Origin of the sequence: Providencia sp. PROV032 (genome assembly GCF_028484875.1) — a bacterium.
Taxonomy (GTDB): Bacteria; Pseudomonadota; Gammaproteobacteria; order Enterobacterales; family Enterobacteriaceae; genus Providencia; species Providencia rettgeri_E.
The window spans coordinates 152,822-175,430 of the sequence record NZ_JAMPSX010000015.1 but is presented as its reverse complement, the minus strand read 5'-3'; the positions used below and the strand labels follow the sequence as shown (position 1 = coordinate 175,430).

Annotated in this window: 18 protein-coding genes and 1 tRNA gene; 8 read left to right on the top strand and 11 right to left on the bottom strand. The window is 42.4% G+C overall.

The genetic code is table 11. The features are described from left to right. The 3 genes from PSF42_RS11690 to PSF42_RS11680 form a co-directional block, all read right to left on the bottom strand. The coding region (locus PSF42_RS11690; protein ID WP_272680052.1) for a GIY-YIG nuclease family protein at nt 1-462 on the bottom strand (462 nt) is incomplete at its 3' end. A 186-nt stretch (nt 463-648) separates the two neighbouring features. Further along, nucleotides 649-1,896: a tyrosine-type recombinase/integrase gene (locus PSF42_RS11685; protein WP_272680051.1), complete on the bottom strand. Its 1,248-nt coding sequence runs from the start codon at nt 1,894-1,896 to the stop codon at nt 649-651. A 197-nt stretch (nt 1,897-2,093) separates the two neighbouring features. Continuing rightward, nucleotides 2,094-2,178 (bottom strand) — tRNA-Leu (locus PSF42_RS11680). A gap of 414 nt (nt 2,179-2,592) precedes the next feature. Here PSF42_RS11680 and ampH point away from each other — a divergent pair. Together ampH and PSF42_RS11670 are read left to right on the top strand one after the other, a co-directional pair. Then, nucleotides 2,593-3,816, top strand: a complete 1,224-nt coding sequence (gene ampH, locus PSF42_RS11675; RefSeq protein ID WP_272680050.1) for a D-alanyl-D-alanine-carboxypeptidase/endopeptidase AmpH — start codon at nt 2,593-2,595, stop codon at nt 3,814-3,816. Between the two features lie 203 nt (nt 3,817-4,019). After that, nucleotides 4,020-4,466 carry a hypothetical protein gene (locus PSF42_RS11670; protein WP_213913346.1) on the top strand — a complete coding sequence of 149 codons (447 nt, stop codon included), beginning with the start codon at nt 4,020-4,022 and terminating at the stop codon, nt 4,464-4,466. Between the two features lie 60 nt (nt 4,467-4,526). Here PSF42_RS11670 and lptG read toward each other — a convergent pair whose 3' ends face one another. Continuing rightward, nucleotides 4,527-5,603, bottom strand: coding sequence for an LPS export ABC transporter permease LptG (lptG, locus tag PSF42_RS11665; protein WP_125890626.1), 1,077 nt, complete (start codon nt 5,601-5,603; stop codon nt 4,527-4,529). Next, nucleotides 5,603-6,700: an LPS export ABC transporter permease LptF gene (gene lptF, locus PSF42_RS11660; RefSeq protein WP_125890627.1), complete on the bottom strand. Its 1,098-nt coding sequence runs from the start codon at nt 6,698-6,700 to the stop codon at nt 5,603-5,605. Before lptF ends, lptG begins: the two co-directional genes overlap by 1 nt. Before the next feature lie 339 nt (nt 6,701-7,039). Between lptF and pepA the strand changes: the two genes are divergently transcribed. The 4 genes from pepA to PSF42_RS11640 all read left to right on the top strand — a co-directional run bounded on the left by pepA (nt 7,040) and on the right by PSF42_RS11640 (nt 12,782). Then, the gene (pepA, locus tag PSF42_RS11655) at nt 7,040-8,551 is read left to right on the top strand and encodes a leucyl aminopeptidase (RefSeq protein ID WP_102138169.1); all 1,512 of its coding nucleotides are present in this window, start codon (nt 7,040-7,042) and stop codon (nt 8,549-8,551) included. Between the two features lie 220 nt (nt 8,552-8,771). Continuing rightward, a complete protein-coding gene (locus tag PSF42_RS11650; RefSeq protein WP_125890628.1) occupies nt 8,772-9,221 on the top strand; it encodes a DNA polymerase III subunit chi in 450 nt (149 codons plus the stop codon). Nucleotides 9,222-9,258: 37 nt separating this feature from the next. Beyond that, entirely contained in the window at nt 9,259-12,129 is a 2,871-nt protein-coding gene (locus tag PSF42_RS11645; protein ID WP_272680055.1) for a valine--tRNA ligase, read from the top strand. Nucleotides 12,130-12,287: 158 nt separating this feature from the next. Next, the gene (locus PSF42_RS11640) at nt 12,288-12,782 is read left to right on the top strand and encodes a GNAT family N-acetyltransferase (RefSeq protein WP_125890630.1); all 495 of its coding nucleotides are present in this window, start codon (nt 12,288-12,290) and stop codon (nt 12,780-12,782) included. Nucleotides 12,783-12,879: 97 nt separating this feature from the next. Here the strand turns inward: PSF42_RS11640 and PSF42_RS11635 are convergent, their stop codons facing one another. Next, entirely contained in the window at nt 12,880-13,050 is a 171-nt protein-coding gene (locus PSF42_RS11635) for a hypothetical protein (protein ID WP_185746833.1), read from the bottom strand. 250 nt (nt 13,051-13,300) lie between these two features. On the opposite strand from PSF42_RS11635, the gene PSF42_RS11630 reads away from it, so the two are divergent. Continuing rightward, nucleotides 13,301-15,142, top strand: a complete 1,842-nt coding sequence (locus PSF42_RS11630; RefSeq protein WP_272680049.1) for a glycerophosphodiester phosphodiesterase family protein — start codon at nt 13,301-13,303, stop codon at nt 15,140-15,142. 42 nt (nt 15,143-15,184) lie between these two features. Here the strand turns inward: PSF42_RS11630 and PSF42_RS11625 are convergent, their stop codons facing one another. Genes PSF42_RS11625 through PSF42_RS11615 form a run of 3 tightly spaced genes read right to left on the bottom strand, consistent with a single transcriptional unit; the run spans nt 15,185 to nt 17,992 of the window. Further along, nucleotides 15,185-15,895 carry an MgtC/SapB family protein gene (locus PSF42_RS11625; protein WP_125890633.1) on the bottom strand — a complete coding sequence of 237 codons (711 nt, stop codon included), beginning with the start codon at nt 15,893-15,895 and terminating at the stop codon, nt 15,185-15,187. Between the two features lie 14 nt (nt 15,896-15,909). Then, nucleotides 15,910-17,160 carry an MFS transporter gene (locus PSF42_RS11620; RefSeq protein ID WP_272680048.1) on the bottom strand — a complete coding sequence of 417 codons (1,251 nt, stop codon included), beginning with the start codon at nt 17,158-17,160 and terminating at the stop codon, nt 15,910-15,912. A 10-nt stretch (nt 17,161-17,170) separates the two neighbouring features. Beyond that, on the bottom strand, nt 17,171-17,992 hold the full coding sequence (locus tag PSF42_RS11615) for an MBL fold metallo-hydrolase (protein ID WP_125890635.1): 822 nt from the start codon (nt 17,990-17,992) through the stop codon (nt 17,171-17,173). Nucleotides 17,993-18,291: 299 nt separating this feature from the next. On the opposite strand from PSF42_RS11615, the gene PSF42_RS11610 reads away from it, so the two are divergent. Next, nucleotides 18,292-20,472, top strand: a complete 2,181-nt coding sequence (locus PSF42_RS11610; protein ID WP_272680047.1) for an extracellular solute-binding protein — start codon at nt 18,292-18,294, stop codon at nt 20,470-20,472. Between the two features lie 38 nt (nt 20,473-20,510). On the opposite strand, the gene PSF42_RS11605 is transcribed toward PSF42_RS11610, so the two are convergent. After that, nucleotides 20,511-21,560: a UDP-glucose--hexose-1-phosphate uridylyltransferase gene (locus PSF42_RS11605; protein ID WP_272680046.1), complete on the bottom strand. Its 1,050-nt coding sequence runs from the start codon at nt 21,558-21,560 to the stop codon at nt 20,511-20,513. Nucleotides 21,561-21,568: 8 nt separating this feature from the next. After that, a complete protein-coding gene (gene galE, locus PSF42_RS11600) occupies nt 21,569-22,606 on the bottom strand; it encodes a UDP-glucose 4-epimerase GalE (RefSeq protein ID WP_272680045.1) in 1,038 nt (345 codons plus the stop codon). Nucleotides 22,607-22,609: the final 3 nt, after the last annotated feature.

Genomic DNA, 22,609 nt, shown 5'->3' with positions numbered 1-22,609 from the left:
ATCTGACTGTAGCCCAAGATAGTGAGCACAGTCGGAGTTTGTAATTCCTTGTGGATTTTCTGATGCAAGAGATGTAATTGCATCTTTAAGCAATTTTAATGCTAACTGAGCTTTCTCAACTGTTCCTTGTGGAACTACAATTTTATCATCAATCCTACGTTTTACTAACTTAGGTATCACGGTGTTATACAGAATACCACCAGTATCTATTGTTCCTAAGCTAGTGATTAATTCAAGTTCTATTTGGAATGCTTGCTCTTCAGTCAACTTATCTACTATCTTAGATAAGATAGGTTTATTTCCTGAGTTAATAATCTCTACTATATATTTACCTTTCCTTGTGTCGTCTATATTGTTTAGATGGTCAGTCAGTCTACTTCCTGTTCCTTTACCAATATAAAAAATCTTAGCCGGCTTAATTCTTGGGTCTTTAAGAGAATAAACGTAATATGAATTTGACATAATCGACCAGTATTATCAAAAAATTAGTTATAAAATAAGTACACCATGTAAAAATACAAGTAAAAATTTTAAATATGACTTAATGCGATTAAACTGTTCATAATTAACATATAAACAGTTTAATTCATATTAATTCAATGCATTGAAACTTAAATTATCTACTGGTTAAGTGGATATTTATATTCTTTACTTCCCAAACCCAAACGCCCCTACATGCCCTTCCCTATTCGCATCCAGATAATCAGCCCACCATTGCACCATCAACCGTCTTTCCTCAATATGCTCCGCCTTATGAATATAAGCAGCTCGTACTGAGTTTCGTTCTTGGTGGCTCATCTGCCTTTCTACTGCATCCTTCGACCATAGCCCTGACTCAATCAACGAGCTACATGCCATCGTTCTGAAACCATGTCCACACACTTCCGTTTTTGTGTCATAGCCCATCACACGTAATGCATTATTAACCGTGTTTTCACTCATGGGTTTTCTTGAATTATGATCACCGATAAAGATCAGTTCGTGGTTACCGCTGAATTGATAGATCTGCTTTAATATCTCAATGGCTTGCCGACTTAAAGGCACTAAATGAGGAGTTCGCATTTTTGATCCACGGTGGGAATGTTTAACCCCTTCTATCGCTTCACGTTCAGCAGGGATCGTCCACATGGCATTATCAAAATCGATTTCATCCCAACGAGCAAAGCGCAGTTCACTGGAACGAATAAAGACTAATAAGGTAAGTTTGACGGCAAGTTTAGTTAAAGGTCTTCCCTTATAATCATCGATGCGTTGTAAGAACTTTGGTAGGCGTTTGAGTTCTAAAGCGGCTCTATGGACTCGTTTACCTGTGGCAACAGCACCCGCCATATCTTGCGCGGGGTTATAGTCGATTAAACCGCTTTGTACGGCATAGCGCATAATGGCAGTCACACGTTGCTGTAAACGTGCCGCGACCTCAAGACGTCCAGACATCTCCACGGCTTTAATCGGCTCGAGTAGATCACGAGTTTTTAGTTCGGCAATATTGCGTTTACCAATAGCAGCAAAGATATTATCCTCAAGGCTTTTGAGTACTCGATGGCTATGACCTTCTGACCACTTTTTATTGGTTGCGTGCCAATCTCGAGCAACTTTCTCAAAGGTATTGTATTCCTTTTGCTGTTCTTCTTTTACTTCTTTGCGTTTTTCACTTGGATCTACCCCGCTAGCGACAAGCTTTCTTGCTTCATCTCGTTTTTCACGAGCATTCGCTAGGGAGACATCAGGATACACGCCAAATGCTAGCATCTTTTCTTTACCGCCAAAGCGATAACGGAAGCGCCAATATTTAGAGCCATTAGGATGAACCAGAAGAAATAGTCCGTTACCATCTGTCAGCTTGTACGCTTTATCTTCAGATTTTGCAGAACGAACTTTAGTATCGGAAAGTGCCATTTTAACTATCCTCGCAGCCGAATTGCGGGTACAAAACTTTATCGAATCGGCATATACCCGCAAATGTACCCACATCATTAACTTGATGTCGGTTGAGTTGAGTATACGTTGGTAGAGTTAAAATGCGAGAGGAACCTTACAAACACTGGATTTTAGATACAAAAAAAGACGTCGGTTGACGTCTCTTGATGTTCTTATGGTGCCGAAGGCCGGACTCGAACCGGCACACCCGAAGGCGGTTGATTTTGAATCAACTGCGTCTACCAATTCCGCCACTCCGGCACAAAGTGATGTGTTTCTTGGAAAACGCTGCCATTATACTTGCCTTGTGTCTACTGGCAACACTTATTCGTGAAGTTACAGTTTGTTCGATTAAAAAAAAAGCATATTCCCTAGATTTAATAAAATCATTGGGAAAGCTTCTTTTGTTTATATCTCGATTAATGAGTATGTTAACTTCTCCCAAATTATTTTTCTTATCGCGAGGCTCTGTGACTGGCGACAGGTCATTATTTTTGTTAGTTTATCTGCAATCTAATGTCAATATTTAAGGTTTAATCATGGGTTTTGTTGGGTGGATAGCAACAGGTATCTTTATTGGCATCTTAATTGGTGTCGTAATGAAGATTTTCGCTAAGAAAAAATAATATTGGCTGAAAGGCTATTTGCAAACAATCATATCGGCTGGCTTCCAACATGAAGAAATCATTTCTAAAAGTTCTGTCTGTATCTGCATTATCTTTAGTGTTAATCGCATGTTCAAGTAAGACAGAAAAAGCACCAAAATTTCTGCAAAGTAATGATGTTGAATCCTCAGACTGGCAGGTTTTTGAGGGAGATAGAAGGACTTACGAGCGCGTCGCTAAGATTGTCGATTTATATGCTAATCGCATTTTTAATGAAAGCAATGCACGGGGCATGGCTATCATTGTTATTGATAATAATCAGGCGTTATCGCGCTATTATGGTGAAACCGCACCGGGTAATGGTAAAAAACCGGGCCCTAATTCATTAATTCGTATTGCATCAATTACCAAATTAATGACAAGCGAAATATTAATTAAGCTCGAGCAAGATAAGAAACTGTTAATTACTGATCCGTTGCAACAATATGCCTACCACGGTGTTACTGTTCCTGATAATGCCAGTGGGCAACCTATTCGCTTATACCATTTAGCAAGCCATACCAGTGGGTTACCTCGCGAACAACCCGGTGGGAAATGGGGGCGCCCTGTTTTTATTTGGCCAACTCAAGATAACCGCTGGACATGGCTAAAAACAGGCAAGTTAGATGCAACACCGGGGACAGAAGCGTCCTACTCCAACCTTGCATATGATTTACTCGCTGATGCGATGGTTAAAGCATCTGGGCACTCCTATCCGCAGTTATTTAGCCATTATGTGACGTCTCCGGCTAAGATGACAAATACCACTTACACGCCAAATAATGCTCAATGTGCCCGTTTAATGGAAGGAACGAAACCCAGCCCTTGCCATAACACACTCGCAGCAGCAGGCAGTGGTGGTGTGTATTCTACCCCTGCAGATATGCAAAAATGGATGCAACAATTTTTATCGACAGACAGTAACTTAAGAAAAGTCACAGCAGCCCGTGAACAAGGTATCTATTTCCCACGTGAAAAGCTTTTAGAAATTAAAGGGATGGATGTTGCAGGACATGCTGATGGGCTCGGCCTTGGGTGGGTGTATATGAAACCTAAAAATGGCACTCCGGGAATTTATCAGAAAACCGGTGGTGGTGGCGGGTTTAATACCTATATGGCAATGATCCCACAGCAAAATATTGGGGTATTTGTAGTAATGACCCGCAAAGATAACAGTAAATTCAGTAAATTAACGATTGGCGTTAACGAACTAGTAGCCTCATTGTCTACTAACCACGCTTATGGGAAACATTGAAGGAGTACCGCCGAAGCATTACAAACAATGGCGAGTTACACCCCGACCTTAAAACGTGGATTTACCCGTATTATCACGTTAATTGCGACAACAGCCTGAGATATTCAGGCTGTTTTTAATAATTTCACTATTCATTTTTAGAATCAATTATCTAATCTTCTCGGTAATCTTTTAGCTACTTTATCCACAACTGCAAAGCTAAAATGAGAACTAAAAATTACGCGACATCACCCAGTAGCCATCCCACTCTGGCCCATAAAACAAGTCAATCCGAATTGACGAGTATCCTCAATAACATTAAAAACCACAAAGTTAAATATTCCCAACACATCGAAGAGAAACCAATTAGCCCTCTATTTCCTTGTAAGTATTTAGGCGATTTTGAAATGCAGGCTATTCGAGCTTATCGGCAAGAAGAGAGGCGAATTTATCGTGAAAAATGTCAGAAAGCGTTTAGATTCAAAGCCCATAGTAGTCTGTGTGGGGGAATGTTTTCCCTTGCTCAACAACTGGCTAATCGCAGTGGCGAAAATATTTTAGCAATTATTGATAACCCAGCAAATACATCTATCGTCAGGAAAAAGTTATTCCAACCACAAACTGGGTTATTAACCTATATCAGCGCTCTAGGTTACGCACTGTTTGGCTAATAATAAAAAACGGTAGACTGTTCAAGTTACTACCGTTTTTTATTTTTCATTGGCCTGCCATTATTTTCGTTTGACTAGTAAAACAATACTCACAATCAAAAACAGCAAACTCGGTAAAACAGCGGCAATGATAGGGGGGACCGAATAAACCAAACTCCAGTTACCAAACCCTTGGTTAAGAACGTAAAACAAGAACCCACCCACAATACCTGAAATAACCCGCACTCCCATCGGTACGGTTCGCAGTGGCCCAAAAATAAATGAGACGGCCATTAGCATCATGACGGCAGCGGATAATGGCGCTAATATTTTTTTCCACATACTGAGTTCATAAACCGCAGCGACTTGACCACTCTCTTTTAAATACGAGACATATTGATACAAGCCCCGAATGGATAACGAGTCAGCATTCAGTGAAACTATACCCAGTTTTTCTGGGGTCAGATTGGTTTTCCAATCTACAGTGAGTCGCTGTGAACCTGTGATTTTTTTCTCACTACTTAAAATTGACTCATCCACTTGAGATAAAACCCAAAGTTGATTTGTTGCGTCATACTCACCGTTTGCGGCAAACATGACTGACTTCAACTTACGTTGATCATCAAAGCGGTAAACCGAAACATCTTGAATCGAGGTCGCATTATTAATCCGCTGAATATGGATAAAATCATTAGCATCTTTTGCCCACATCCCCTCATCGGTCACCACTAATGAGTTACCCACAATTTTTTCTGCGCGGTAGTTTCTTGCCCACTGCTCACCCGCCGGCGCAATCCACTCACCGATAAACATAGCGACAATGACCAATGGAACTGCCGTTTTCATCACTGATAATGCGATTTGTAAGCGGGTAAAGCCGGAAGCTTGCATGACCACTAGCTCACTACGTGAAGCCAGTGCGCCTAGCCCCATGAGTGCGCCCAACAATGCCGCCATTGGGAAGAAAATATCAATATCTTTTGGGACAGTTAATAAGGTGAATACACCTGCGCTCAATGCCGTATAGTCACCATCGCCTACTTTGCGAAGCTGCTCGACAAATTTAATGATCCCTGCCAGTGAAACGAGCAGAAATAGCGTCACTAAAATCGAATTTAAGATGGTTCGACCGATATACCTATCTAAAACACCAAACATCAGGCAACCCCTTTACTCAATTTAAGACGCATACGGCGCACTGGGACGGTATTCCACGCATTTAAAACGATCGCCAATATCAAATACCCCACATTCACCGCCCACATGGTATACCTTGGGTCGAGATCGCCTTTATCGGCACTATTACGCAATGTGCTCTGTAATAGAAAGAAAATAAGGTACAGCAGCATTGCAGGAAGCATACTCAACACCCGCCCCTGACGTGGGTTAACCTCGCTTAACGGCACAACCATCAAAGCCATGACAACAACGGAGAAAACAATCGTTAAACGCCAATGGAACTCTGCGTTCACTTCAGGTGTATTTTCAGACCACAGCTGCAACATATTTTTTTGCTCGACTCGGTCACTACGCGTTTCTGCCGTTTGGTGATCAACAATGGCTTGGTAATTAACAAAGTCAGTTATGCGAAAATCGCGCAGTAGCGCTGTTCCTTCATAACGAGTTCCTTCATTTAGAACAACGACTTGACGGCCATCTGGGTCTTCTTTCATATAGCCGCTATCCGCAACTACAACAGAAGGCCGTTGTTCATTTGCAGCACGTAGTTGAGCAAGAAATACGTTTCTAAAGTTATTCCCTTTTACATCACCGATGTACAGCACATAGTTGCCATCTTTAGTGGTTTTAAATTGCCCTTCTACCATGGCCGCTAGCCCTGGGTTCGCTTTCGCATCCGCCAATACTTGCTCTTGATATTGAGAAGACCATGGCAGCATCCACGTAATGTTAGCAACCGCGACCATCGCAGTAATCACGGCAAGGACCAACGCGGCTTTCACTAAAACACTTTTGCCTAAACCGCAGGCGTGCATTACCGTGATTTCACTTTCAGTATAAAGTTTACTGTAGGTCATCAAAAGCCCAAGGAATAGGCTTAAAGGTAAGATAAGCTGCGCCATTTCAGGCACACCTAACCCCAGCAAAGGAAGTACTAAGTTTGAGGGAATATTGCCCTGAACCGCTGCGCCAAGAATATCTATCGACTTCTGACTAAAAAAGATTAGCATCAATACAAAAAGTATGGCTAACTGACTTTTCAGGGTTTCCCGTACCAAATATCTAATAATGATCACGCTTATTACGCCTGTGAAAACTTGTCTTTTGGGAAGAAAATGGCTAAGTTCGTTCGATGTCTGCCATTTACTAACATATACTCTAGTTTATTGTATGGCTACAATGATATAAAAGCATTCTCTGTACTGATAGAAATATCAGAACATGCTTAATATTCGAGAAACCAGATATACCCGCCATACTTCATGGTGTATTGCGATTAACAGCATACAACGTGAGCTATTTCGCGTATAGATGGTTAGTTTAACATAAAGAGTTCATTCTCTATGAGGTAGATCATGCGAAACGCTAATTTTAGCGGGAGCATCGGCCTTTGTCTTTAAGATTCAGGAGAACGCATGGAGTTTAGTGTAAAAAGTGGTAGCCCGGAAAAACAACGCAGTGCGTGTATTGTTGTCGGAGTCTTTGAACCACGCCGTCTGTCCCCAATTGCTGAACAGCTGGACAAAATAAGTGACGGATATATCAGCGCCCTGCTGCGCCGCGGCGAACTTGAGGGTAAAGTGGGGCAATCCCTGCTACTCCATCATGTACCCAACGTTCTGTCTGAACGCATTTTACTTATCGGTTGTGGTAAGGAACGCGAATTAGATGAGCGCCAATTTAAACAAATTATTCAGAAAACAATCAGTACGTTAAATGAAACGGGCTCAATGGAAGCCGTCTGTTTCTTAACTGAATTACATGTCAAAGGCCGCAATAACTACTGGAAAGTTCGTCAAGCTGTCGAAACAGCGAAAGAATCGCTGTATGTGTTTGATCAACTGAAAAGTAATAAAACAGAACATCGCCGCCCATTGCGTAAACTGGTATTCAATGTACCAACACGCCGTGAATTAACCAGTGGTGAGCGTGCTATTTCTCACGGGTTAGCTATTGCATCCGGGGTGAAAGCAGCGAAAGACTTAAGTAACATGCCGCCAAACATCTGTAATGCAGGTTATTTAGCGTCCCAAGCACGTCAATTAGCCGATATTTCAGACAGCAAACTCACCACTCGAGTGATTGGTGAAGAGCAAATGAAAGAGTTAGGAATGAACGCCTATCTCGCGGTGGGTCAAGGTTCACAAAATGAATCGCTAATGTCCATCATGGAATATAAAGGCAGTTCAGACCCTGAAAGTAAGCCAATCGTTTTACTTGGTAAAGGTCTAACCTTTGACTCTGGCGGTATTTCAATCAAGCCATCCGAAGGCATGGATGAAATGAAATACGATATGTGTGGTGCCGCAAGTGTGTATGGCGTCATGCGCTTTATCACTGAGTTGCAACTGCCAATCAACGTGATTGGGGTACTAGCTGGCTGTGAAAACATGCCAGGCGGCCGCGCTTATCGTCCGGGTGACATCCTAACGACGATGTCAGGGCAAACCGTTGAAGTCCTCAATACCGATGCCGAAGGCCGTTTAGTTCTATGTGATGCTCTTACCTATATTGAGCGTTTTGAGCCTGAGCTGGTTATCGATATTGCGACCTTAACCGGGGCTTGCGTGATTGCATTAGGTAGCCACTATACTGGTTTGATGTCAAACCATAACCCACTGGCTCACGAACTGTTAAATGCATCTGAGCAAGCGGGTGACCGTGCATGGCGTCTACCATTAGCGGATGAATATTTTGACCAAATCACACCGAATTTTGCGGATTTAGCCAATACGGGTGGGCGTCCAGCAGGGGCTATCACTGCAGGTTGCTTCCTGTCTCGTTTTGCCACGAAATATAACTGGGCACACCTTGATATCGCAGGGACTGCTTGGCGTTCTGGCGCAGCGAAAGGGGCAACTGGTCGCCCTGTTTCCATGCTCGCACAGTTCTTATTGAACCGTGCTGGCCTTAATGGTGATGATTAATCCCATTTAGTGATTTAGCGGTATATCACTCGTAAAAATATCCCGATGAGCAATAGCGATTCGGGATATTATTTTTGGTTTTTTGATACGCCAAGAAAGCCATTTTGAGCCAGCTATAAAAAAGGTTATAATTCAGCATAGAAATAATCTGGCTTTCAGTCACCAAAAGAACATAACCAACAACCCTGCAAACTGAAGTATGACGGGTATAGACGGGCATATGAAAAAAGGTACATTTTACCAGTTACAGCAGCCCTCACCACAAGCGGAATATGAAGCCCATGAATGGCTTGCTTGTGAGCTTGCGGCTCAGCTATGGCGCAGTGGAAAGCGCGTTTTGATTGCTTGCGAAACACAGCAACAAGCTGAAAAGATTGATGAAGCCCTGTGGCAACGCGATCCGCACCAGTTTGTCCCGCACAATTTGGCGGGTGAAGGGCCACGTTATGGTGCACCGATCGAAATTTGCTGGCCAGCTAAACGGGGAAATACTCCTCGTGATATTCTGATTAATTTACAAAATCAATTCGCAGATTTTGCCACGGCTTTCCATGAAGTGGTAGACTTCGTACCTATTGATGAAACTTTAAAACAGTTGGCGCGTGAACGGTATAAAACTTACCGTAGCGTCGGCTTCAATTTGACTATGGCGGCGCCGCCAACTTACTGAATATAAAAAGATAATGGAAAAGAAACCAGATAGCCCAATGAATGAGCCTTCGCTCGATAAAACGTATAACCCCGCTGAAATTGAGCAGTCTCTGTATGCTCACTGGGAGAAAAGCGGTTATTTTAAACCTAATGGGGATACCACCCAAGACAGCTTCTGCGTCGTCATTCCCCCCCCGAATGTCACCGGCAGCCTGCATATGGGGCACGCCTTCCAGCAAACTATCATGGACACCATGATCCGCTACCAACGTATGCAAGGTAAAAATACCTTATGGCAAACGGGAACAGACCATGCGGGTATCGCAACTCAGATGGTTGTAGAGCGTAAAATCGCGGCAGAAGAAGGTAAAAACCGTCACGACTACGGCCGCGACGCGTTCATTGATAAAATCTGGGAATGGAAAGCAGAATCTGGCGGTACCATTTCACAACAAATGCGTCGTTTAGGAGACTCTGTTGATTGGGAACGCGAACGTTTCACCATGGATGAAGGCTTATCTAAAGCGGTTAAAGAAGCTTTCGTTCGCCTTTATAAAGAAAATCTAATTTATCGTGGCAAACGCCTCGTTAACTGGGATCCAAAACTGCACACGGCAATTTCTGACTTAGAAGTTGAAAACCGTGAAGTTAAAGGGTCTATGTGGCACCTGCGTTATCCACTGGCTGACGGCGCAAAAACCGCTGAAGGCAAAGACTATTTAGTGGTCGCGACCACCCGTCCTGAAACCATGTTAGGGGACACCGGTGTTGCCGTTAACCCAGAAGATCCACGCTATAAAGATTTAATTGGCAAAGAAATTATTCTGCCAATTATCAATCGCCGTATTCCAATTGTGGGTGACGAACACGCCGACATGGAAAAAGGCACCGGTTGTGTGAAAATCACCCCTGCTCATGACTTTAATGACTACGAAGTCGGTAAACGCCATCAGTTAACCATGATTAACATGATGGACTTAGACGGTAACGTCCGTAATGAAGCAGAAATTTTTGATACTAACGGTAACCCATCGACTGCATATAGCAGTGAAATCCCAGAAGCTTACCGTGGTATGGAACGTTTTGCTGCACGTAAAGCTATCGTGGCAGAATTCGAACAACTCGGCCTGCTGGTTGAAGTTAAACCGCATGACTTAACTGTGCCTTACGGTGACCGTGGCGGCGTAGTTATTGAGCCAATGCTGACTGACCAATGGTATGTACGTACCGAACCATTAGCGCGTGATGCGATCAAAGCCGTAGAAGACGGCCGTATTCAGTTCGTTCCACGTCAATATGAAAACATGTATTTCTCTTGGATGCGTGATATTCAAGACTGGTGTATTTCTCGCCAACTATGGTGGGGTCATCGCATCCCTGCATGGTATGACGAAAAAGGTAACGTTTATGTGGGCCGCGATGAAGACGAAGTTCGTCGTGAAAACAACTTAAGTGCAGATGTTGCGCTGCGCCAAGATGATGACGTACTGGATACGTGGTTCTCTTCTGGCCTGTGGACATTCTCTACTTTAGGCTGGCCAGAAAATACCGATGCACTGAAAACTTTCCATCCAACGGATGTATTAGTCAGCGGCTTCGATATTATTTTCTTCTGGATCGCACGTATGATCATGATGACCATGCATTTCATCAAAGATGAAAACGGCGAGCCACAAGTGCCATTTAAAACCGTCTACATGACAGGCCTGATCCGTGATGAAGAAGGCCAAAAAATGTCGAAATCCAAAGGGAACGTTATCGACCCACTGGATATGATTGATGGTATTTCTCTGGAAGACTTACTCGAAAAACGTACTGGCAACATGATGCAGCCACAACTGGCTGAGAAAATCGCTAAACGTACCCGTAAAGAGTATCCAGAAGGAATTGAAGCCCACGGTACTGACGCCCTGCGCTTTACTTTAGCAGCACTCGCATCAACAGGCCGTGATATCAACTGGGATATGAAACGTCTGTCAGGCTACCGTAACTTCTGTAATAAGTTATGGAACGCAAGCCGCTTTGTATTAATGAATACCGAAGGACAAGATTGCGGCCAAAACGGTGGCGAAATGAGCTTCTCATTGGCTGACCGCTGGATCATGGCGCAATTTAATCACACAGTAAAAACTTACCGTGAAGCGTTAGATACTCACCGTTATGATATCGCAGCAGGTATTTTATATGATTTCACATGGAATGAATTCTGTGACTGGTACTTAGAGCTATCTAAGCCCGCGGTTCATAAAGGTAACGAAGCGCAAGTCCGTGCAGCACGTTTCACGCTGATTGAAGTGCTAGAAGGTTTACTGCGTCTCGCTCACCCAATCATTCCATTTATCACTGAAACCATCTGGCAGCGAGTGAAAGTGGTTAAAGGCATTGATGCCGATACCATTATGTTGCAAGCGTTCCCTGAGTTCGATGTGGCTAAAGTGGATGAACTTGCGCTGAGCGACCTTGAGTGGATCAAAGAGGCCATTATTGCCGTTCGTAATATTCGTGCGGAAATGAATATTTCTCCGGGTAAACCACTGGATGTGATGCTGCGTGGTGCTTCTGCTGATGCGAAACGTCGTATCGAAGAAAACCAAAGCTTTATCAAGTCGATGGCGCGTTTAGAAAGCATCCGCGTGCTGGCTGAAGGCGAAGAAGCGCCAGTTTCTGTCACCAAACTGGTTGGCGGTGCTGAGCTGCTGATCCCAATGGCAGGCTTAGTGGATAAAGATGCGGAACTGGCTCGTTTAGATAAAGAGCTGGAAAAAGTGGTTAAAGAGATTGAAACCATTGAAAGCAAGCTCGCTAACGAAGGTTTTGTGAGCCGTGCGCCTGCTGCCGTTGTTGAAAAAGAGCGTGAACGCTTAACTGCCAATATTGAAGCAAAAGCGAAAATTGAAGCACAAAAAGTGACCATAGCCTCTTTATAATTATTCATTAGCTAATCATTTTTAAGCCCTTATCGATTCGTTGATAAGGGCTTTTTATTCGAGTATCATCAAACGACTGCGTTCGCAGTTCTCAGATTGAAGTTCCCTTCTGGTTCTCTCTACACTGAGTTGTACACAATAATAATCAAGAGTTTCACATGACAACACAAAACTACAAAATTCGTCTTATCGAACAAAAAGATAACGCAGGTATTGCCGCAGTGATCCGCGAAGTTTCCGCTGAGCATGGCTTAACCGCAGACAAAGGATTTGCCGTTGCAGACCCTATTTTAGATACCTTATTTGACGTTTATAGCAAACCGCGCAGTGCTTACTGGGTGGTGGAAATGGATGGTGAAATTGTTGGCGGTGGCGGTATTTCGCAAGTTGCAGGTGGTGATAGCCAAACCGCTGAGCTACAAAAAATGTACCTGTCTTCTGTACTCAGAGGCAAAGGCCTAGCTAAGCAAATCGTACTGATGTCCCTCGAGTTTGCTAAAGCTCATGGCTACACCCGCTGCTATTTAGAGACAACCAAAGAGCTCCAAGCAGCCATTAAGCTGTATGAAAAATTAGGTTTTGAATTTATTGATGAGCCATTAGGGAATACCGGCCATAGCGACTGCGAAATTCGGATGTTGAAAGCACTATAATTCTTTTATAAGTAAAACAGCACCTCTAGAAGAGATAGCTTTAAGTTCAGCCCCTATAAAGGGGCTATATTCTTTATTAATCTTCACGTAATTTCATTTATTGGTCGAGTTCCTGAACGACTTTATCCTGATCCCTTATAACACCTGATAACCGTTTCATTAACCTCACCGTATCAGACCTAGCCCCAAAATAGTTATCCATTGTGTTCATTACTTTTAAATCAGTGCTAAATACGCCTAAGGTTGGGATAATTCTAACCAAGCTCATGCCATATAAACCAACTTTGCTGATTTATATGTCCCTACGGTTTGTTAACCTTTTTTAAATGCCCATTAACTAAACCCAATAATAACGTGAGCCATGTCACCTAACTAAAATTTCCTCCTTCCCCACGACCAATGCGGCTGGTTGTTCAGTTTTTCCGTGCTGTACTGAATAGACCAAATACTCGGAGGTAGTGAACTATCGATTTATCTCAATCGTTTAATTGTGCAATATCTAATAATTAAGGAAAGGAATGAATCTGCAATTTGCTAATTTCAAAAAAAACACATTGTTCTTACTCAGCACAGCTATATTGGCTTTAATTCCCATTACAGCAAATGCAACATGCCCTACAGGGCAAGAACAATATGATCGTTTAGATTTCATAGGTAAAGATGATACCGTCGTCAGTGTTGATCACCGGGGAGATATGAATGGTGAGGTTCCCGAAAATAGTCTGCTTGCGTTCCAAGGCTCATACAAAAAATGCAGGCACGCGATAGAAACGGATGTTCGCTTATCTAGGGATGGGCTCCTCATGGTCTTTCATGATGCCAATATCGGCCGCGTGCTTGAAATGAACTACAATCCTGATAAAAACACAGGCCCAAATCCATCAGTATCGAGCCTTTCAGGAGAAGAAATTAAATCAAAAAAAATGCTGACAGTAAACCGGGCTGTCACTAACCAAGTCGTGCCTACCGTTGAAGAGGTCATCGCAGACTACATCAAAAATGAAGGCCAATCGTTCGTTTATTTCGATGTTAAAGAAAAAGAAGCGATTGGAAAAGTTGCAAGAGCCATTACTGTTGCCGCAGAGAAAAAACCTGACGTTTTGAAGCGGTTCATTGTTAAGTTCGATATGGCACATGCGCCTACTTATGAACATTGGCTGAAGATGATTAAGAGTGAATATGCAGACCCATCTGTTATGGCAAACCCTTACATAAGCCCTTGGGGTTCTGAAAAAATAAATAAGATGGATATTCCTAACCCTCCAGGTGAAACATACAGTGACAATACAAGTCGAGCGGTAGCCTCATGGGCACGGCAACCCGCAAAACTTGTACCCAATGTAGAGGTTGTTATAAAAAACTCGCAAGACTTTATCTCAACCATCAAAAACCAATCTGAACAAGGGATATTTGAAAAGCCAGCCTCACTGAAACCCGATAACACATTTGACGGTTCAATGGCCAGAATGATTACCATCATAAAATCAAAACAAAAAGCGCTCGGCTTATTTGTCCCAGATCCTGATTATATTCAATGGCGTAAAGATATAGTAACTCAAGGAGTAACCGTTAAAAATTTGGATAACAATAGACAAATAGATATAGAAGAGGCCTATTTCTATAACACTGGCTACTGTTGCTACACCATGACGGATAGGCTTGGGCCCGATGAAAAAGACGATATTCGCATGAATCTCTCCTGGGCTAGGGGAATTGGAGCGAATGTCATAACCGTTGATGACCCTGACACTGTAGATACTTTTTTCAAAATGCGGTCAGAGCTTGATACCGTCGCCATTCCTGTGACGGTTAAACCCACTCTCGCGATGAACTCCGTGCTCTCTCGACAACTAAAATTAGTCGATTTCCCTACAGAAAATAGTTTGAACATTAAACCGTGGATGGGTGAGCCCGCTTGGGGTTGGGGCGGGGTCGTGTGTCTTTGGGATAACGCCAAAAGCAACCATTATGCATGGACGTATCATTGTGATTATTCAACTGATAAAGAAGGTGAATATAAAAAGCTAATGCATACTCGGTTAGTCAAAAAATACATCTATCAGGGCGCTTTTGGTGATGCTATTCAAGTCTATAATTTCGATTATAGCTATTGCTTAACAAACAATAAGGACGATGAAGGGTTGTACCTTTGGAAAAAAGATTGTTCAGCTTCTGATATTCATACTCTGTTCATTTTTGATTTTAATAGACTTCTTCCTGTCTCAGACGGTGGCAAGAAAATGGTAACATCAGGAAATGAAGCTATGTGGTGGGGAAAATACTACGGTACTTTGTTTGAAGCTGACCTTTCAGACAACGATACATGGGCTCAATGGGGCATTTTTAACGCTACTTATTGAATCGTGGAGTCCATTAAGCCAGACAATTTGTCTGGCTTAATATTAATGCTCTAAAGTCACCGCGTGCACATGTGGGAGTTGCTTGAGTGCAATGTAAAACTCAGTTAAAGTCATTTTTTGCCTGACATTAACCCTTAAGTTAACTTCCACACGCTCCTTTTTCAAATCCCGAATATTTAAACTATCTATTATATTTTTGTTCGCTTTCAGGTAATCAATCATTAGCTGCAAGCCATCTTCATCATTGAACAACATTCGGACATTCAACTTACCCAGTTTTCTGCTCTTTGCTTGATAGAGCAAGACCTGCGGACTAATCCATATTGCAACAAAAAATAAGCCAGTCACTGCTATGGCATGGATATAAAAACCATTTCCTGACGCGATACCAATCCCTGCTGAAGCCCACACAATTGCAGCGGTCGTTAAGCCAGAGATAGCATCATCGCTACGATGCATGATGACGCCCGCACCTAAAAAACCAATCCCACTAATAATTTGTGCAGCTAACCTCATGGGATCGCTACGGATATTGTCGGATATCCCCGCGTAGTATTCAGCGGATTGGATTGAGACAACCGTTAACAGGCAGCTGGCAACCGAAATGATAACACACGTGGTAAAGCCAACAGGCTTACCTTTTGCTTCCCTTTCTAAACCAAGGAGGCCACCTAAGACAAAGGCGACCGTCAACTTGATTAATATTGGAGGGAAGTTGCTTACCTGATCATATAAATAGGTTAAGCTTCCCATTTACCTTACTCCATTTATTTATCTATAACAGCGCCCACATTGTCGTCACCTTGCTGCGTGGCTTTCTTTTTCGAAACATCATCTTTAAAGAAGAGAAGAAAGAAGACCAATACAACGGCGGCAACCACTGTCGGATAGTGCCAATAGTTAACCCATTGAGGTAACGATTCCGCTCCGGTCTCTGTAACTGTATGATTGAAAATATATCCACAGACGGTTGAAGCAAACAATAAGCCTGCACCATTAGAAACGATAAAGCGGATCCCTTGGGCTTGAGCGCGGATTTCTGGGCGGGCCTTTTTATCAACATAGATGTCGCCGGCCGTAAAGAAAAAGTCCCAACACAAACCTTGCAGTAGCAGACCGATAACAATAAACATCGTGCCTGTATCCATTGCCGCATAAGAGAACAGAATGGTGCGGATAATCCAAGAACCAATACCTAATGCTAATGTAATTTTAAACCCGAATTTTAACAGCACGAATGATAGCAAAAACATAAAGACGATTTCACAAGCCACCCCAATCTGCATCATAGATGCAGCGTTATCGAACCCAAGCGCCTTAATGAATACAGGAATATAAGCAGAATAGGCTGTTTTCGGGATCATGAGCACAAAAATGCTCAACATAAGGATTGCAAAATAACGGTCTTTGAACAACGAGAGAGCGTCAAGGCATAGGATATCTCTAGGCTTAAATGGCTGGTCTTTTGCTTTTGGCGGGGTATCCGGCAAAGTTAAACAATACAGCGCCAACACAACACCTGCACCCGCTGCAATGTACCAAGTCATGGTGCTACCAGAGAAGCCCATTTCACCCATGATGAACCCAACGACCATGAAACCGAAATTACCAAACACGCGGATGACTGGGAACATTTTCACGCCATTAATATGCGAGAAAGTAATGCTGTTTGAGAGAGCCGTGGTAGGGTAAAACAATAAACCGACGATGAAAATCAGGAATAATGTCATTCCGACATTCTGTGTTTCCACAAATTGAGGCACCATTAACAACACACCTGCGTTGACAATGTGAAGCACCGCCATGACCTTTTGCGATGAAAAAAATCTGTCCGCAATCATTCCGATGAAAAGTGGTGACATGATAGTCGCCAGCCCCAACAAGGCATATGCATTACCAATAATGTTAGCCATCCCATAAGAACTCAGAACAAGCCCCATCGTCATATTCCATGCGCCTTGCATGAAATATTGGACAAACATCATAATTAACAATCTGGAAGTAATATTCGCGTTCATAGTGATCTCCTTAGTTTGCTTCAACCGTGAGGCTGTCAGAAGCAACTAAAATGTTATGTTCTGCGCAAATGCTTTCCAGATTTTCATGTAATAAGCGTGCGCTATGCGAGATATGGGAAACCAACGTTTTTGTTTTCGCGTGAATACACCCTTGAGCTTCCAGTTTTTGTTTGGCGGCAAACACGGTTTCCAAACTCATATGGTTATCCGTTCTGTCATCACCATTCAAACCATAGGTACATTCTAAGACAATAATATCCAGAGGCTTATCGACAAGCCAATTCCAAGTCAATTCAGGGAACCAACCTGAGTCATGTCCATAAAAAATACATTTTCCATCTTTCTCAATATGATACACAAAGCAATATTCCCACTTTGCATGATTCGCCAACAAAGGTGTGATTTTATAACCATTATGTTCAACAGTTTCATAGGGAACCATACAATGAAAACCAAAGCGTTCTTTGGTATAGCCAGGTAAAACACTGACACAACCATTAATCGCTCTATCATTACCAAAAATGTGTAGAGGATGACAGATTTCGTAGCCATACCCTTCCATACGGCTATATAAATCACCAACATTAAAGTGGTCCGGGTGAGTATGCGTAAAAAGAAGCGTTTCAATATCTGTCGCATCACGCTCATCTCGCAATAATTGATGGCTGAACGTCGGAGACATATCCACCAGAATAACATCATCAATGATAGCGGATGACTGAGTTCGAATGTTTTTTCCACCAAGCCGACGAGCCTCTATACAGTGTTCACATCGGCAAAATGGATTAGGGATACCTTCGGAAGCCGCAGTGCCTAAAAAATGGATTTTCATAATGAATTCCTATTATTTGTAATTATCTTGTTTATTTGCATTTGATACGTATCAATATATATAATTTAAGATAATCACAAAGCGTTTATAGTAAATTAAGTGATCTTGTTCAAAATAAAACCCACTAGCACTAAGATATTAATGTATTAGATCACAGTTCATTAGGCATGAAAGAAAGAATTTAATATATACTGGCCATACTATGAGCAGTAATTGATGATACGAATCAATTCCATTTGGCTTTATATAACCTCAAATTAAGGTATTATTATTGGCAGTCAATTTGGAGGGGTTAATCAATGGCAACGATGAAGGATATTTGTAGGATTGCTGGCGTTTCACACGGCACAGTCTCTAATGTGTTAAATGGGCGTGGTAACGTCAGCGTAGAGAAAATGGAAGCGGTCTTAAATGCAGCCAAGGAACTGGGCTATAGCGTTAACACACAAGCACAATTACTCAGAGCAAACACAAATATTAAAATTGCTATCGTACTTCCCCATCTAACATCAGAAAAATACACCATACTGTTCAATTCAATTCGCCAGACGATTGAAGATTGTTCAGATCTCCCTTTTGATGTCTTTCTGACCGATGATATAAAATCTAAAGAATTGAAAGTATTACAAAAAATAGCCTCCGGTGGATACCAAAGCGTGATCTCTGTTAGTTGCCTTGATGACGCTACAATTTATTTTGATACGCTTCAAATTGCCCCTGAGAATGTCGCCTTTGTCTATCGAAAGCCCCAAAATGCAAAAGTCTATTTTGGTCTTGAGTATGCCCAGGCAGCTAAAGCCATTGTAGACCAGATAGCAAAAGACTCATGTGAGAGAATTGGAATTTTTGCCGAAGCCTCACATCATTTGAATAGTGAGGAATTTGTCCGAGAAATGCGGCTATCCTTACAAAAAACCGTACCAAATGCCGAAATTATTGTGTGTTATTCAAGCGATCTCGAATCCTACAATACCGCTTTTGATTTTTTCGCTAATAATCAAAAGTTAGACGCCATCATTACGCAAGACCTTGAAAGAACACGATATATCACTCAGGCTTGTTACTTCGGAAGCTCAAGAGCTGCTCCTCGTATTTTTTCATTAACAGGCAGCACACCACCAATGGTTAGTGGGATCTATTGCTCCCCGATTAATTACGCCCAGCTTGGTCAGGATGTGGCCATTCACTTATTTAAAAATAAAGCAGCAAGGTTAGAACAAGAGCAGCAAATTTCCAACCCTTGTAGCCGTGTTTACACCAAAGAGGTCAGAGATAATGAGCGCCCGCGAATTGACACGCTTAATTTACTCACCATACCAAGCCCCTCAACCGATGCATTACAAAAACTACTTCCTAACTTTTTCGCCCAAACAGGGGTTCACGTTAATATCTCTGTTCGCCCCTTTGGAGAGATATTCAATATCCTCAATACAATAGAAGAATATACTTTTTACGATTTATTGCGCGTTGATGTCGCTTTCTTTCCTTGGTTTGCAGAAAAAACACTCGTTCCGCTTAATGACATAGGTGGTGGGTTAACAGATTTACAATCAAAGTACACAGAGCAAAAGCAAAGCCGCTTCTGTTTGGTTAATGGCACGGCTTATGCGATGCCATTGGATGCAAGTGTGCAGCTTATGTTTTACCGAAAAGATCTGTTCGAAGACCCAATTACAAAACGCATGTACTTCGAATCAACAGGTAAAGAGCTGAAAGTCCCTTCTACTTTTGAAGAATACGACAGAATAAGCCAATTTTTCTATACTCATCGAGAAGTTGGTAACCCAAGTAAACCTTATGGTTCATCTTCGACAACAGGCAGTGCAGGGATAATTTCATCGGAATATCTGCTACGCTATTATGCCGCAGGTGGGTGCTTGTTTGACTCCTGCACAGAGCCTCGCTTAAATCCATTAATCGCTGAGAAAGTGCTTACTGACTATATGAACCAACTCTCTTACACCGACCGGATTAACAGTGAATGGTGGGGAGAGTCGATAAAACGGTTTGAATCAGGCGGTCTCGCAATGAACATCGCGTATATGAATTTATTTAATGATGTCGCTCACAGCCCCATGTCCAATAACATTGGATACGCTCCTGTGCCTGGAGGTAAGCCTCAAATTGGCGGTGGGGTTTTAGGAATGTCACGCTATAGTGAAAAAACAGAGTTAGTGGCGCTCTTTTACCGCTGGCTGTACTCTGATGTCATTCAAGATCATATACTGATGCTTGGAGGGAACACCATTCAGCGTAACTATATTTACATGCAAGAAGTTAGGCAACGTTATCCTTGGCTCTCGCTTTCATATAACGAAATTAAGACAGGAGTCCGTGAATCCACAATGCCTAATGGCATGGCATTTAATCTTCGCCAAGCTGAAAATATCATTGGTCGAGGAGTCATTGACGCTTTAGATGGGCTAATGACCATCCAGGAAACCATTCAGAAGATAAATATAGGGTTAAAAAACCTTTAAAAACTACAGACCACAGCCTCTCAAGGCTGTGGTCTCATTCAACTTTTATAATGTATATCACTAACGGCTCTTAACTTCTCTGCAGCCTGCTCTGGTGTCAAATCTCGTTGTGTTTCAGCCAACATTTCATATCCCACCATAAATTTTCGCACTGAAGATGAACGTAACAGAGGTGGGTAAAACTGAGCGTGTAACTGCCAATGTTCAATACTCCGGCCGTCTTTGAAAAAAGGCGCAAAGTGCCACCCCATCGAATAAGGGAAAGACGTTTTGAACAGATTGTCATAGCGCGAAGTGAGTTTTTTTAACGCAAGCGCGAGATCACCCTGCATTTCTTCAGTTAATTCATCCATACGATGAATGATTGCTTTTGGCATCAGTATTGTTTCAAATGGCCATGCAGCCCAATATGGAACCACGGCAATCCAATGATCTGTCTCTACCACCGTTCGGCTTCCATCACTCATTTCAAGTACAGCATAGTCCAAAAGTAAATTGCTTCCGTTTTCGCTGTAATAACGCTGCAAATTGTCGTCTTTTCGCTTTATTTCATTCGGAAGAAAGTCACTAGCCCAAATCTGCCCATGAGGGTGTGGTTGTGAGCACCCCATCATTTCACCTTTGTTTTCAAACGCTTGAACCCACAAATAATCTTCCCCGAGTTCAGATAGTTGTTCACGCCAGGTTTTCACTACGTTTTTGATTTGTGGAATACTCAGTTCTGGCAAAGTTTTACTGTGATCTGGAGAAAAACATATCACTCGACTAAGCCCCCTCACTGCTTGAGTGCGGATCAGTCTGCTTGTATTTTCAGGTTGTTCAGAACCTTGTGGAGTAAGGGCTGAAAAGTCATTTTGGAAAACAAAGGTTCCCTTGTAGCCTGGGTTTTTTTCACCCGAAACTCTTTTATTCGTCGGACATAAAAAACACGTTTCTTCATATTTAGGCAATTTTGTGGCTTCTGGGGTTTCATCCATTCCATTCCACGGCCGTTTGGCACGATGAGGCGATACAAGCACCCACTGGTCAGTTAACGGATTGTACCGGCGATGCGGCACTTCTGTTGGGTCGAATTTTGGTAAGTTCATCCTAGTCCTCACTTATTATTAGAATTGTTGTAGCCTTTCGGGTTATTTCTTTGCCAACGCCAAGCATCATCAGCCATATCCTGAACGCTTCTTATCGCCTTCCAATTGAGTTCACGCTGAGCTTTCTCTGGGGTCGACCAATACTCGGCAATATCACCTTGACGCCGTTCTTTAAATTCGTGGGCAATAGGCTTACCACAAGCAACCTCAAATGCATGAAGCATTTCTAAAACACTGGTGCCTGTACCTGTTCCCAAATTAAAAATATGCGATCCAGGCTTCTTGCTCACAACGTCTAGAGCAGCAATATGTCCATCCGCCAAATCCATGACATGAATGTAATCGCGAACACCAGTACCATCAATCGTGGGATAGTCATGACCAAAAATTGATAGGAAAGGACGCTTACCAATAGCAACTTGCGTAATGTAAGGGGTTAAATTATTTGGAATACCTAATGGATCTTCTCCCATCTCACCAGATGGGTGGGCGCCGACAGGGTTAAAATATCGCAACAAAGTTGTTGACCATTCAGGAGCAGAAATCTGCAAATCCGTTAATATACGCTCAACCATGTACTTGCTCGTGCCATAAGGGCTAGTCGTTGCCCCTGTACTGAACGTTTCATCAATAGGAACTGTGTCAGGCTCACCATATACTGTCGCTGACGAACTAAAAATAATGCTGTTAACCCCATATTCTTGCATAACATTAAGTAAGACAAGCGTACCGTTAACATTGACATCATAGTAGCTAAGCGGCTTCTCAACGGACTCACCTACCGCCTTCAAACCCGCAAAATGGATAACAGATTGAATATTGTGAGCGCTAAAAATACAACGAAGCATACTTGCTTCTCTAATATCCCCTTCAAAAAATACAGGGCGAACACCAGTCAATTTTTCTATTCTGTTTAACACTTCTATATTCGAATTTATCAGGTTATCCAGTATTACAGGCGTATAACCAGCCTTAATTAGCTGTACGCAGGTATGACTACCGATATACCCCATGCCGCCAGAAACTAAAACTTCTAATTTTTTCATATT

Coding starts and splice junctions, on each gene's coding strand:
- lptG (WP_125890626.1), bottom strand. CDS start 5,603: ATGTTTGGTGTTTTAGATAGGTATATCGGTCGAACCATCTTAAATTCG.
- PSF42_RS11615 (WP_125890635.1), bottom strand. CDS start 17,992: ATGAAAATCCATTTTTTAGGCACTGCGGCTTCCGAAGGTATCCCTAAT.
- PSF42_RS11605 (WP_272680046.1), bottom strand. CDS start 21,560: ATGAACTTACCAAAATTCGACCCAACAGAAGTGCCGCATCGCCGGTAC.
- PSF42_RS11610 (WP_272680047.1), top strand. CDS start 18,292: ATGGCAACGATGAAGGATATTTGTAGGATTGCTGGCGTTTCACACGGC.
- PSF42_RS11670 (WP_213913346.1), top strand. CDS start 4,020: ATGAGAACTAAAAATTACGCGACATCACCCAGTAGCCATCCCACTCTG.
- PSF42_RS11630 (WP_272680049.1), top strand. CDS start 13,301: ATGAATCTGCAATTTGCTAATTTCAAAAAAAACACATTGTTCTTACTC.
- pepA (WP_102138169.1), top strand. CDS start 7,040: ATGGAGTTTAGTGTAAAAAGTGGTAGCCCGGAAAAACAACGCAGTGCG.
- PSF42_RS11625 (WP_125890633.1), bottom strand. CDS start 15,895: ATGGGAAGCTTAACCTATTTATATGATCAGGTAAGCAACTTCCCTCCA.
- galE (WP_272680045.1), bottom strand. CDS start 22,606: ATGAAAAAATTAGAAGTTTTAGTTTCTGGCGGCATGGGGTATATCGGT.
- PSF42_RS11635 (WP_185746833.1), bottom strand. CDS start 13,050: ATGAGCTTGGTTAGAATTATCCCAACCTTAGGCGTATTTAGCACTGAT.
- PSF42_RS11620 (WP_272680048.1), bottom strand. CDS start 17,160: ATGAACGCGAATATTACTTCCAGATTGTTAATTATGATGTTTGTCCAA.
- PSF42_RS11650 (WP_125890628.1), top strand. CDS start 8,772: ATGAAAAAAGGTACATTTTACCAGTTACAGCAGCCCTCACCACAAGCG.
- PSF42_RS11685 (WP_272680051.1), bottom strand. CDS start 1,896: ATGGCACTTTCCGATACTAAAGTTCGTTCTGCAAAATCTGAAGATAAA.
- PSF42_RS11645 (WP_272680055.1), top strand. CDS start 9,259: ATGAATGAGCCTTCGCTCGATAAAACGTATAACCCCGCTGAAATTGAG.
- PSF42_RS11640 (WP_125890630.1), top strand. CDS start 12,288: ATGACAACACAAAACTACAAAATTCGTCTTATCGAACAAAAAGATAAC.
- ampH (WP_272680050.1), top strand. CDS start 2,593: ATGAAGAAATCATTTCTAAAAGTTCTGTCTGTATCTGCATTATCTTTA.